At 34.2% G+C, this 13516-nt stretch carries 10 protein-coding genes; 3 read left to right on the top strand and 7 right to left on the bottom strand.

Annotated elements, in window-relative coordinates:
• Positions 1–129: 129 nt before the first annotated feature.
• Positions 130–1230 (bottom strand): DUF4407 domain-containing protein, encoded by a 1101-nt coding sequence (locus ABTV69_RS06625; RefSeq protein WP_433834844.1) that lies wholly within the window; start codon positions 1228–1230, stop codon positions 130–132.
• 236 nt (positions 1231–1466) lie between these two features.
• Here ABTV69_RS06625 and ABTV69_RS06620 point away from each other — a divergent pair, with 236 nt between their 5' ends.
• Positions 1467–4277 (top strand): TonB-dependent receptor, encoded by a 2811-nt coding sequence (locus ABTV69_RS06620; protein WP_433834843.1) that lies wholly within the window; start codon positions 1467–1469, stop codon positions 4275–4277.
• Between the two features lie 74 nt (positions 4278–4351).
• A complete protein-coding gene (locus ABTV69_RS06615) occupies positions 4352–5410 on the top strand; it encodes a phytase (RefSeq protein ID WP_433834842.1) in 1059 nt (352 codons plus the stop codon).
• A gap of 123 nt (positions 5411–5533) precedes the next feature.
• Here the strand turns inward: ABTV69_RS06615 and pckA are convergent, their stop codons facing one another.
• Both pckA and ABTV69_RS06605 read right to left on the bottom strand, forming a co-directional pair.
• On the bottom strand, positions 5534–7138 hold the full coding sequence (gene pckA / locus ABTV69_RS06610) for a phosphoenolpyruvate carboxykinase (ATP) (protein ID WP_433834841.1): 1605 nt from the start codon (positions 7136–7138) through the stop codon (positions 5534–5536).
• 291 nt (positions 7139–7429) lie between these two features.
• Positions 7430–7816, bottom strand: coding sequence for a DUF423 domain-containing protein (locus ABTV69_RS06605; protein WP_433834840.1), 387 nt, complete (start codon positions 7814–7816; stop codon positions 7430–7432).
• Positions 7817–8003: 187 nt separating this feature from the next.
• On the opposite strand from ABTV69_RS06605, the gene ABTV69_RS06600 reads away from it, so the two are divergent.
• On the top strand, positions 8004–9368 hold the full coding sequence (locus tag ABTV69_RS06600; protein WP_433834839.1) for a saccharopine dehydrogenase family protein: 1365 nt from the start codon (positions 8004–8006) through the stop codon (positions 9366–9368).
• Positions 9369–9699: 331 nt separating this feature from the next.
• Here ABTV69_RS06600 and ABTV69_RS06595 read toward each other — a convergent pair whose 3' ends face one another.
• The 4 genes from ABTV69_RS06595 to ABTV69_RS06580 are packed head-to-tail and all read right to left on the bottom strand — an operon-like array spanning position 9700 to position 13482.
• The gene (locus ABTV69_RS06595; RefSeq protein WP_433834838.1) at positions 9700–10917 is read right to left on the bottom strand and encodes a M56 family metallopeptidase; all 1218 of its coding nucleotides are present in this window, start codon (positions 10915–10917) and stop codon (positions 9700–9702) included.
• A 47-nt stretch (positions 10918–10964) separates the two neighbouring features.
• Positions 10965–12152: a M56 family metallopeptidase gene (locus ABTV69_RS06590; protein ID WP_433834837.1), complete on the bottom strand. Its 1188-nt coding sequence runs from the start codon at positions 12150–12152 to the stop codon at positions 10965–10967.
• Positions 12149–12523 carry a BlaI/MecI/CopY family transcriptional regulator gene (locus ABTV69_RS06585; protein ID WP_433834836.1) on the bottom strand — a complete coding sequence of 125 codons (375 nt, stop codon included), beginning with the start codon at positions 12521–12523 and terminating at the stop codon, positions 12149–12151. Before ABTV69_RS06585 ends, ABTV69_RS06590 begins: the two co-directional genes overlap by 4 nt.
• A complete protein-coding gene (locus tag ABTV69_RS06580) occupies positions 12520–13482 on the bottom strand; it encodes a DUF6624 domain-containing protein (protein WP_433834835.1) in 963 nt (320 codons plus the stop codon). The genes ABTV69_RS06585 and ABTV69_RS06580 overlap by 4 nt, the downstream gene beginning before the upstream one ends.
• Positions 13483–13516: the final 34 nt, after the last annotated feature.

Genomic DNA, 13516 nt, shown 5'->3' with positions numbered 1-13516 from the left:
CAAAAGTCGAAAGTCTTAAAGTTTTCTTCTCTTTATAAATAATAAAAGTCCGAAATAGAATTTCTATTTCGGACTTTCTTTTTTTAATCTCAACTGTGACTTTATGACTTTTGACTTTCCAACTTTCGACTAAAGCGTAGCTTTCTGTTTCTCTACAAATTTATGCGATTGTAATTCGAGCAATTCTTTTGCGTTTTTTCGCTGCAGGTCAAATAACCCTTTATCTTCTGCAATATCAGCGTAAACTCGATCGTGCATTTCGGCACTGGTTTTCACTAATAAATCGCGTTGGTATTTATTTTGAGCCAAAGTTGCTTTCATTGCGGTTTCGGCTTCTTCTTGCTTGAAATCAAATTCTCCTTTTGGCGCTAATAATTTGGCAATAATTGGAGAAGTTTCGATTGCTAAAAACAATAGCATGATAAAAAATGATGGCAACCAAGGCAGTTTGTTCAATGCATTGATACGCGCCATTAATCCGTCGAAACCTTCAATGATGGGCTGTGTCTGCGAAACTTTTTTGTTTAAATCGGCTTGAAGCTGTACACCTGCTTTTTCTTTTTCGGCAATTTTAGCTTCGTTTGTTTTTTTTAGGATTTCAAATTCTTTTAAAGCTGCATCGTGTTTCTCTCGTTTTTCTTTATAAACCGGACCTTTCCCTAATTTCTTAGTTCCCGCAGTTCCTTCGGCTTCTGTAATATAAGTTGAATATAAAGCGTTTACTTCTTTTTCTTTCTTAACAATATCAGCCTTCAGCGCTGCAATTTCCGCTTTATTTTTATCTAAATCCGTTTTAAAATACGTTCCAATTTGCTTTTTATTGGCCAATTCCATTTCATTTTTCTCTTTTAATAAAACGGTATTAATTTCTTTTTCAAAAATTTTGATTTCAAGAGGCTTAGAAATTACAATTGCAATAATAATCGCCAATGCAATACGCGGTGTTGCCTGCAGAAACTCGTCTAGAAAACGATCTCTTTTTTTTATCGTAGAAACGATAAATCGATCTAGATTAAAAATTAGCAAACTCCAAACAAATCCGAAAATCAAAGCGGGATAAATAGAATCGAAAACGGTAAAAAGCGCATAAGCACTAGCCAGAAAGGCCATAACTGCTGTAAAGAATACTGTGGCTCCTATTCCAACATATTTGGTTTGCTCGCCTTCTGAGCAGTCTTTCAGGATGTCGCGGTCGACTCCTGAACATAGGATAAAAAATTGTTTTAGCATGATTGATGATTTTTGATAATGATGATACGGCAAATTTAACGCCAAATTTTTAATTACAGTCAAAATATTATTTCTTTTTAATTGTGAATCAATTATTTGCCTTCTTATGTGTTACTTAAACATTAATAGATATTAAATATCACAGAACAATCATAACATTATGTTAATTTTTTTTCAAGGCTTTAGTAATATAAGGGCTTTAGTTTCGCAACCGAAAATCAAACTAAACACACACAATGAAAAAATTTTATCTATTAACTGCATTCTTTTTATTCGCCTTTACAGGTTTTGCTCAGAAGGCTATTATCTCTGGAAAGATATTAGATGCCGATGACAAACTGCCACTTCCTGGAGCTATGGTTCAAATTGTAGGCGAGAAAAAATACACCGTTTCTGACTACAACGGCCGTTTCGAGTTATTAAATATTAACGAGGGAACTTACAAAGTTGAAGTAAAATATATTGGATATACCACTTTATCTCAAGAAATAAAAGTAGAGCAAGGAAGAAACAACGTAATTGATTTTGCGCTTAAAGCTTCTGAAAATGAATTGAAGGAAGTTGTTGTTGGAGACATCTTAAAAGGTCAGGCAAAAGCGTTGAACCAGCAGAAAAACAACAAAAACATCGGAAACGTAATTTCTTCAGATCAAATGGGACGTTTTCCTGATGCTAACGTAGGAGACGCTTTAAAACGTGTTCCTGGTATCACTATGCAGAATGACCAAGGTGAAGCTCGTAACATTATCATTAGAGGTTTAGCTCCATCTTTGAACTCTGTTACTTTAAATGGTGACCGTATTCCGTCTGCTGAAGGAGATAATAGAAATGTACAAATGGACTTAATTCCATCTGATATGATTTCTACAATTGAAGTAAACAAAACCCTTACATCTGACATGGATGCTGATGCGATTGGAGGTTCTGTAAACTTAATCACAAGAGCAACTCCAAATGGAGAAAGAATTTCTGCAACTCTTGCAGGAGGATATTTGCCAATTCGCGACCATGCTTCTTACACTGCTGGTTTAGTTTATGGTAACCGTTTTGCTAATGATAAATTAGGAGTAGTTTTCAGCGGATCTTATAATAATGTAGATTACGGTTCCGACAACATTGAAAACGAATGGGTAAAAGATGATTTTGGAAATGAATATTTACAAGCTTCTGAAATTAGAAAATATGATGTACAGCGTATTCGTCGTAGTGCTTCTGTTGCTTTAGATTATAAATTCAACGATAACAATACGATTTTTGCTAATGCCATCTACAACTGGAGAGATGACCGTGAAAACCGTTTTAGAACAACCTACGATGATATTGAGCCTCTTTATAATGGTGAAGAAATTGTTGGATTTGAAGGTCGTGTAAAACGCCAAACAAAAGGTGGTTTAGACAACAACAGAAACAAAAATAGAAGATTAGAAGATCAAAGAGTTCAGAATTATTCTATTCGCGGAGAGCACTTAATCAACTCTACATTAGATTTAGACTGGTCTGCAAACTATGCAAAAGCTAGAGAATACCGTCCAGGTGAGCGTTACATCGAATACCGTCAAAAAGGTTTAGAAATGTTCGAAGATTTTTCAGATATCAGGTTTCCTTTGATTACAACTGCTGGCGAATCGGTTGACGAATTCAAATTCGACTCTGTTACTGAAAACACAGACGAAACAAGCGAAAGTGAATTTGGCGCAAAAGTAAACATCCGTTTCCCATTCTCTGTAATTGCTGGAGAAAAAGGAAGATTAAGAACGGGGCTTAGACTTCGTTTGAAAGAAAAAGAAAGAGACAATATGTTCTATTCTTACACACCGCTTAACAATGATATGGAATTACTATCACAAGTTCCAACATCTTATTATGACGGAAAAGATTTTAACCCAGGAAGTAAATATGTACCAGGAACTTTTGCTTCTGCCGCTTTCTTAGGAAGTTTAGACTTAAACAATCCAACTTTATTTGACAAAGAAACAGATCCAGCAGAATATTTAGCAGTAAACTACAATGCAAAAGAAAGCATTTATGCTGCTTATGTAAGATGGGATCAAGATTTCAACGATAAACTTTCTATGGTTTTAGGTTTCCGTTTAGAAAACACCCATATTGACTATACAGGAAACCGTGTATTAGACGAAGAAGAATTAGAAAGCAAAATCAACAATACAAACTCTTACACTAATTTATTGCCAAGTATTTCATTACAATACAATGCAACAAAAGACTTAGTTTTAAGAGCAGCTATTACAACAGCTTTAGCTAGACCTAACTATTACGCATTGGCTCCTTATGTAAACAATATTGCCGCAGACAAAGAAATTACAGCTGGTAATCCAGATCTTAAAGCTACTTATTCATACAATTATGATTTCATGGCTGAGAACTATTTCAAATCTGTTGGTTTAGTTTCTGGAGGTGTTTTTTACAAAAGATTAAATGATTTTATTTACAACTACAGCGACAATCAATATACTGATGCGAAATTTGCTGCAGATTTCCCTAATCAAGTAAACCCAATTCCAGCAGGAGAAAACTGGTCTTTCTTACAATCAAGAAATGGAGAAAATGTTGATGTTTACGGATTCGAGGTTGCATTCCAACGTCAGTTAGATTTCTTGCCTGGTAAATTCTTAAAAGGTTTTGCAATCTACTTAAACTATACTTATACGCAATCTAAAGCAAAAGGTATTGCTGATGAGGACGGAAACGAAAGAAACGATATCAGTCTTCCTGGAACAACTCCACATATGTTTAACGGATCTTTATCTTGGGAAAACAAACGTTTCTCTGCAAGAATCTCAACCAACTTTACATCTGATTATTTAGATGAATTAGGTTCTGAGTCTTACAAAGACAGTTACTATGACAAACAGTTTTTCTTAGATGCAAATGCTGCTTACAAAATCACTCCTAAATTGCGCTTTTTCGCTGAAGCAAATAACTTAACAAACCAACCGTTACGTTACTACCAAGGAGTTGCTGCACATACAAAACAAGCTGAGTATTACCAGCCACGTTACAATTTCGGATTGAAATTAGACTTGTAATCTGCACTTTTTTAAAATTCTTAAATTAGACAGAGTTTAACGCTCTGTCTAATTGCATTAAAATATATAACATAATGAAAAATAAATCTTTAGTTGCTCTTTTGCTTTTAGCTGTTTCATTTACAGCATGTAAAGACGACAAACTAGCTCCAGTTCAGCCAAACGCTGTAAAACCAACAACCGTTACAGAAGCTTTGCCTCACGATACAGACGATCCTTCTATTTGGATAAACCCAACAGATGCTACAAAAAGCATTATTGTGGGAACAGACAAAGACACAGATGGCGGTTTGTATGCTTTTGATTTGAATGGAAAAATCCTTAAAAAATCAATCCCTTTAAAACGTCCAAACAATGTTGATATCGCTTACGGATTAATTATTGACGGAAAAAAAGTAGATGTTGCGGTTACAACAGAGCGTGAAGAAAATAAAATCAGGATTTTCAGTTTACCTGATTTAGAACCAATCGATAATGGCGGAATTCCAGTTTTTGAAGGAGAAGCACAGCGCGACCCAATGGGAGTTTCACTATATACTCGCCCATCTGACGGAAAGATTTTTGCTATTGTTGGAAGAAAAACAGGTCCTTCTGGAAGTTATTTATGGCAATATGAACTTTCTGGAAACGGAAAATTTGCTGCTGCAAAAGTCGTTCGCAAATTCGGAACGTACAGCGGTAAAAAAGAAATTGAAGCTATTGCTGTAGACAACGAATTAGGTTTTGTTTACTATTGCGACGAGCAAGCTGGAATTAGAAAATACAAAGCAGATCCTGCTTTAAATGATAATAAAGAATTGGCTTTCTTTGGTCAAAAAGATTTTAAAGCAGATCACGAAGGAATCGCCATTTACAAAAAAACAGATTCTACAGGATATATTTTAGTATCAAATCAGCAAGCAAATTCTTTTATGGTTTACCCAAGAGAAGGTGCAAACGGAAATCCAAACAATCATCCATTGTTGGCAGAAGTTCCAACTTCTACAATTGAATGTGATGGTGCTGATGTGACAAGCGTGAACTTAGGTCCAAAGTACAAAAACGGACTTTTCGTAGCAATGAGCAACGGAATGACGTTCCATTATTATACCTGGGATTTAATTCAAAAACGCATAGACGAAGCTAAAAAATAAAGTTTCAAGGTTTTCAGTCGCAGTTCCGTGTTCAGTGTCTATTTTTTTTACTGCGATTGGAAACCAAATAAAAAAAGCTGTTCAGAGATGAACAGCTTTTTTATTTGAATTAATTCATTCCTTTTATTCTGTAATTGGCGCTCCTGCTAAGATTTCAGCATTAGCAAACTCTTCAAATTTCGCAAAATTAGCTTTGAATTTTCCAGCTAATTCTAACGCTTTTTTATCGTATAAATCTTTGTCTTCCCAAGTATTTCTAGGATTTAAAATTTCTTGCGGAACGTTTGGACAAGATTGTGGTTTTGCAATTCCAAATACTGCATGATTTTCAAATTCTACATTATCTAGTTCCCCTTTTAATGCAGCAGTAATCATAGCACGAGTATATTTCAATTTCATACGACTTCCTGTTCCGTAAGGTCCACCAGTCCATCCTGTGTTGATTAACCACACTTTTACTCCTGCATCTTTCATTTTTTTGCTCAGCATTTCAGCATAACGCGTTGGATGCAAAGGCATAAATGGTGCTCCAAAACAAGCAGAGAAATTAGGTTGTGGCTCTGTTACACCTGCTTCTGTACCCGCAACTTTTGCTGTATATCCAGAAATAAAATGGTAAGCTGCCTGACCTGGAGTCAATCTTGAGATTGGAGGCAAGATTCCGAAAGAATCGGCCGTTAAGAAAAATATATTTTTTGGATTATGTCCAACCAAACCTGGCTGTACATTATCAATATGTGTTATTGGGTAACTCACACGAGTGTTTTGAGTGATTGAAACATCATCATAATCAACCTCATTTGTTCCAGCTTTGAAAACCACATTTTCTAAAAGCGCTCCTTTTTTGATTGCTCTAAAAATGTCTGGTTCATTTTCTTCTGTTAAGTTGATTACTTTAGCATAACAGCCTCCTTCAAAATTGAAAACAGTGTTTTCGTTTGTCCATCCGTGCTCATCATCTCCGATTAATTTACGCTCTGGATCTGCAGATAAAGTTGTTTTTCCTGTACCAGACAAACCAAAGAAAATTGCGGTGTCTCCTGCCTCGCCCACATTGGCGCTACAGTGCATTGGAAGTGTATTTTTGAAAACTGGAAGAATAAAGTTTAAAGCAGAAAAAATTCCTTTTTTCATTTCTCCTGTATAACCTGTTCCGCCAATTAAAGCGATTTTTTTAGTAAAATCTAAAATAGCAAAATTAGATTGTCTTGTTCCGTCTACAGCAGGATCTGCCATAAAACTTGGCGCACAAACTACTGTCCATTCTGGAGTAAAATTAGCCAGCTCCGAAGCTTCTGGACGCAAGAACATATTGTAGCAGAATAAATTTGACCACGCAGTTTCTGTTACAACACGAACATTCAATCTATAATTTGGATCTGAACACACATAAGAATCACGAACAAAAACTTCTTTGTCTGATAAAAATGCTGCTACCTTGTTATAAAGCTTTTCAAAAGCTTGTGGTTCAAAAGGGATGTTTACATTTCCCCACCAAACTTGATCTTTAGTAATATCGTCTTTTACGATAAAACGATCTTGAGGAGAACGACCTGTAAATTCACCTGTATTAATTGCTAAAGCTCCAGTAGAATTCTCAACACCTTGTCCTGACTGCAAAGTAATCGCATGTAATTCATCTGCAGATAGTTGATAACGAACTTTTGCATTTTCAATTCCTAACTCTTTTAACGAAATCGATTGCGCGAAAACTGTATTAGTGTCCATAAATTTTTAAGTTGTGTGTGATTTTTTGTGAAAGCAAAATTACAGATTAATTTTTATTTCTTTTAAAATACTTAAATTTAACTCCGATTTATATCAAAAAAGAGAAATTTCACTTTAAAAAATGCAAAAAGAAAAAAATAATCGCTTTTAATTTGTTTAATTACAACCTAATGTGCGATTTTGTTATATTATTTTTGTTTAATAACATAAAATACAAAAAAGTCACACAAATAAGTATTTATGTGACAAAATTAAAGATTAATTCTTAGACAGAATTTTTTTTTCGGGATTTTATGATTTTCGCTTCAAAATCGTAAAGAATAACAGCGTCCAAGCAATAATTAATAAAAAACCACCCACTGGAGTTGCGAATACTATAATTTTAGATTCAAATAAGGTATAGTCTTTTGTCGCCATCAAATAAATCGATCCACTAAAAAGTATAACACCTGCTACAATCAAATTATAGATTGTTTTTAAGGTCTTTTCTGCAATGTCCTTTTGTGTAGATAAAAAGAGAAGAAATAATGCGTGATACATTTGATAACGAACACCGACTTCAAAAGAATTTAATTGATCAACTGAAAGATATTTTTTTAATAAATGAGCACCAAAAGCACCCAAAATAATAGCTAACATACCAATAAAAGCACCAGTTAGAACGAATCTTCTTTTCATAATGTATCTCTTTTGAAATTTGAAACAAAAATACTCCAAACCAACCGAAAAACCGCCTTTCTTTTGGGATTATTTAGAACAAAATCAAATTATTTTTTGTTAGAATTCTAAAAATAAATTTAATTTAATTCAAAATGAATTGTTATATTTATAACAATTAAATATATTTGTGTTAAATATTTAAGACATGAGAAACGTTTTAATAATTGGCGCAGGAAGATCTGCATCGTCTTTGATTCGATATTTATTATCAAAATCTAATGAAGAAAATCTACATATTACTGTGGCCGATCTTTCTTTGTCTTTAGCGGAAGCTAAAACACACAATCATCCTAATGCAACGCCACTCGCTTTAAATATTTTTGATACCGACGAAAGAAGAAATGCTATTGAAAGCGCTTCAATCGTAATTTCGATGCTTCCAGCACATTTGCATATCGAAATTGCAAAAGATTGTATTGAGTTTAAAAAACATCTTGTAACCGCTTCTTATATAAGTGAAGCCATGCAGGCTCTCGATACCGATGCCAAACAAAACAACCTCATCTTCATGAACGAAATTGGTCTTGATCCAGGAATCGACCATATGAGTGCCATGAAAGTTATTGACGAAATCCGATCTAAAGGCGGTAAAATGCTTTTATTTGAATCGTTTTGCGGCGGACTTGTAGCTCCTGAATCTGACAATAATTTATGGAATTACAAATTTACTTGGGCGCCTAGAAACGTAGTTTTGGCGGGACAAGGCGGTGCAGCCAAGTTTATTCAAGAAGGCACTTATAAATATATTCCGTACAGCGCTTTGTTTAGAAGAACTGAATTTCTAGAAGTCGAAGGCTACGGAAAATTTGAAGCTTACTCCAATCGCGATTCTCTAAAATACCGTTCGGTTTATGGTTTAGACGATATTTTGACATTATATAGAGGAACAATTAGAAGAGTTGGTTTTTCAAGAGCTTGGAACATGTTTGTACAGCTCGGAATGACTGATGACAGTTATATTTTAGAGGGGTCAGAAAATATGAGTTATCGTCAGTTCATCAACTCTTTTCTTCCGTATCATCCAACAGATTCTGTAGAAATTAAAACCCGATTGATTTTAAAAATCGATCAGGACGACATTATGTGGGATAAGCTTCTGGAACTGGATTTATTTAACCCAAACAAAAAAGTAAATCTCCCGAATGCGACTCCTGCTCAGATTTTAGAAAAGATATTGTCGGAAGGTTGGGCTCTAGAACCAGATGACAAAGACATGATTGTGATGTATCACAAATTTGGTTACGAACTAAATGGCGAGAAAAAGCAAATCGATTCTAAAATGGTTTGCATTGGCGAAGACCAAACATATACGGCAATGGCAAAAACAGTCGGCCTTCCAGTTGCGATTGCTACATTATTGATTTTAAATGGAAAAATTACAACTCCAGGCGTTCAGCTTCCTATAAAAAAGGAAGTTTACGAACCAATCCTGAAAGAGTTAGAAGAATATGGGGTCATTTTTAACGAACAAAATGTACCTTATTTTGGTTACAATCCAGACTTATTTTAGTCTGGGTCTGCATTGTTAATTTTTAGAATTTTTTTTAATTAGTTTTTTGATTTTATCCGCTTCTTCCATCAGAAGCGGATTTTTTTTTTGAGGGACAAAGGTTCAGAGTGACAAAGTAACAAAGTTGCAAAGAGACAAAGATTTTTCCTTTGCGCTAAAATTAAATTGAATTGCCTCCAGCTTGAGCTGGAGGTTCTAGATTAAAAAATCAAAAGGCTTTAGCCAAATATTCTCATTTCTAAAAATATTCGGCTAAAGCCTATTAATCACAAAAAAAACCTCCAGCTAAAGCTGGAGGCAATTCAAAAGCCTTTGTCTCTTTGTTACTTTGTTACTTTGTTTCTGATTGAATCGTAATCGGCAAAGAATACAGCACTCTCACAGGTTTTCCGTTTTCGGTTCCTGGAATCCAGTTTGGGGAAAGTTTTAAAACACGAGTTGCCTCCTCTCCTAGTCCGTATCCTGCATCTTTTACAATCGTAATTTCAGACAAACTTCCGTCTTTCTCGACCATAAACTGTATGTATATTTTGGTATCTATATTCTTTTTTGAGACTTCATCCGAAATTCTAAAGCGTTGGCCTACAAATTTGTAAAACTCTATAATTCCACCTGGAAACTCAGGCTGTTTGATTTCAGAATCTCCCGCTTTATACACTTTATTATTCATAAAATTAGCGTCTTGAGCCACAGCTTCAGAACTGAAAGCAAATAATAACACAATACAAACGGCAAATACTGTCACTACTTTGAATACAGCCTTTACAACAGACTCACGTTTAGTCATCATTATCAAACGCTTTTTAGTTATTTGATAATTGATATTGCTTGCCAATGGAACAGTTTGTTTGTTTGAAGCAAATTCTAAAAGCAGATTCTGGTAATTGCTCACTTCTCCAAACTGCTTATTTACAGCTTCATCAGCCAAAAATTCGTGGTTAAGCTTAATCGCTTTTATAAAATATGGCAGAATAGGATTGATCCAAAACACGATTCTCAAAGCTTCAACAAACAGAATATCCAAGGTATGATGCTGCTCTAAATGCGCTTTTTCGTGTGCAATTAGTTCTGATGGAATTTTGCCTGTTTCAAAATCTGTTTTATTGATAAAAATGGCATTCCAAAAAGAATGAGGCAGAACCGCTTCGTCAATTAAAACAACCTTTACGCCATTTACCAATCGAGTTTCTTTTCTTTTTAGTTTCAGAAAAAATGAAACAAAGTTTAGAACAAAACGAAGTCCCAACACCAATAAAACAAAAGCATAAATGCGAATTAAAAAATAGAAAATGTTTTGCATAATGTCGCTTTCATTCAAAGGAGTGCGGCCTGTTTGAATCACTATTCCGTCCAATTGAATCGTGCTTATTCCCGTTTCAAACATGGTTTTTATTGAAAACAATTGCAACGGAATTACAAAACTAAAAATCAAACTCCCGATAAGATATGCTCGATTAAAACGAAACATTCTTTCGTTTTCCAACAATAATTTATACACTGCAAAAAATACAGCAAGCAGTACACCTGATTTTAAAAGATATGTTATCATTTTTTCTTTCTTTGAATTTCTGAATTCCCTTACGAACTTAAATCTGATTACCTGAACATTGTAGTATCAAATTGCATAATTTGATAACCATAATATTTCCTTGGTTCTTTCGATCTCTCTTCACTTTCACTAATTAAAGTATTCACTTCAGAACCAGATTCTTGTTTTTTATTTAAAGCTTCGCTCTCTTTGGTATTCGTTGTTTTTTTTGAAGCAATTGGCTGAGATGATACTTGGTTTTTCTTCTCGTCTGTCGAATGAGAAGATTTTTCCTTTACAGAGACATCTTGTTTTTTATCCTTTAAAATAACTGCTTTTTCCGTATTTGAAGAATTTTTACTTGTCTTATTTTTCGTTTCTGCTTTAACTTCCTGAGCAACTGTCTTCACACACAACAGCATCATTAAAATCATGAGAACAGGCACTGCAGCAATTTTCTTTAAAAACGCTGTGTTTTTTGATGTTCTTTTTTTCATCATTGTTAATCGTTTTTTTGTTACTAAATAATTCAAATTACTGGCCAAGTAAATCGTTTGTTTCTCGCTTCCCTTTCTTAAAAGTAAATTTTGGTAAAACGGAACATTATTATAAGTTTTTACAATTTCCTGATCGGCAAGAAATTCGTGATTGAGCTGTATTGCCTTTTTATAAAAAAGAAAGATTGGATTAAACCAAAAAACAACTTTCAAAAACTCTATAAAAAGAATATCCAAGGTATGTTTTTGAGTTGCATGAAGCAATTCGTGTGTAAGCAATTCGGCTTCAATATTTTGGTTTTTATAATCTCCTGAATGGATAAAAATGTAATTTAAAAAGGTATGCGGCAGTATTTTTTCTTCCACCAAAACCAATTTTGAATTCTTAAATTCAACACTTGGAGAATTGCCAATTCTTGAAAAAATCTTCCAAATATTTCTACCAAATCGTATTGCCATCAACAGTGTTATAATTCCGTACAAAGTCCATAAAAGAATGAATTTATAATCTGTTTTTTCTGCTGTTTGATGAATCGACGTATTGATTGCCTCCTGATTAACTGCAATTTGTCTTGAAAAATCTACAGGAATTTCTTTGATCATTTCAAATGAGATAAACGGAATTGCAACCGAAATCACAATTGAAAAAAGCAGAAAGAATCTATTAAACTGATGCATTTTTTCTCGTTCTAATACCAAATGATAAAAGACAAGAAAAACGCTTAAAGCCACTGTCGATTTTACAATAAAAGCTATCATTTTTTCTTTCTTTGAATTTCTGAATCGATTATTTTTTTAAGATCTTCCAATTCCGAAGCACTCAAATTGGTTTCGGTGGTAAAGAACGAAGCAAATTGCGATGCCGAATTATTAAAGAAATTGCTGATTAGTCCTTTTACGTGTTTAGAGAAATAATCTGTTTTTTTCACCAAAGGATAATATTCTCTCGAATTTCCAAATTCGTTGTATGCCACAAACTTTTTGTCTATCATTCTCTTTAAGAGCGTTGCAACGGTTGTTGTTGCTGGTTTTGGATCAGAATAAGCTTCTAGCAAATCTTTCATAAAAGCTTTTTCGAGCTTCCATAAATGTTCCATTAATTGTTCTTCTGCGTTTGATAATTGTGTCATTGCTTACTATTTTGAAGTTTTTCCGATTCTGCTAATTCTTTTTTATAGGCTTCCAAATCCCATTCAATATTCATTTTTGCCGCATATTCGGCCATAGTTCCAAGTCCTACTTCTGCACGCCTTTTATCTACATTATCTGGATCTATCATTGGTGCTATGCAAATCTTGTTTGTCTTTTTATTCTTTGAACTCTGACTGCCATAGATTTGTTTTTTTCCTTCTCTCAAAGCTACTCGATCTTCCAAATACGCCAGATTTCCTGGATCTGCTTTGCCATTTATCACTGCTTCTCTCATCATAGGCAAATACTTTTGCTGGTCTTTTAAATCGGCATGCTGAATCACCACAAACAAAGCTTTATTTCCCTCGATACCTACAACATTTTTTCCCAGCCAACCTCTTTCGTCCAGTATTTTCATAACCTTGACAAGGTTAATGCTGTCTTTCCTGTCCATAATTTTACCAATGCTGTCCAATTTTTTCTTGTCAGGATTAGGCGTTTTATAGACATTCATAAACTCTCCTCGAATTTCCTGATCATCAGCATAAATCAAAGCCAATTCTTTTTCTAGCAACTTATCGGAATTTGCACCAATAGCGTCGACCTTCTTCTGTAATTTATCGATGGCCTTTTTCCATTCTTTTTCTGAATGAAGACTTGTTAAATCAGGATCAATTTGAATATGCGAGATATTTTCATATCCTTTATCAATAGACAAATTCAACCATTTAAATGCCTTTTTGTTTTCTTTTGCCATGGCGGCCGAACAGCCAGCATGGTAAAAGTCTACAAACGATTTTTGTTCTATTTTAAAAGCTTTGCTGTAATAAGATACAGACAATTTATAATTTTTTGCCCTAGAACAAGAATCTGCTTTGTGTACCCATTCTTGATACGTTTGAGCATTTAGGAAACTGAAATTCAGCACAAGCAAAATAAAAACAATCAATTTTTTCATAGGCTAAAGTTAATTGTTTATTTAATAATCTGTT

Origin of the sequence: Flavobacterium anhuiense, from assembly GCF_050990855.1 — a bacterium.
GTDB classification, from domain to species: Bacteria; Bacteroidota; Bacteroidia; order Flavobacteriales; family Flavobacteriaceae; genus Flavobacterium; species Flavobacterium anhuiense_C.
The sequence above is the reverse complement of the archived record's forward strand: the minus strand, read 5'-3'. Positions and strand labels throughout refer to the sequence as shown.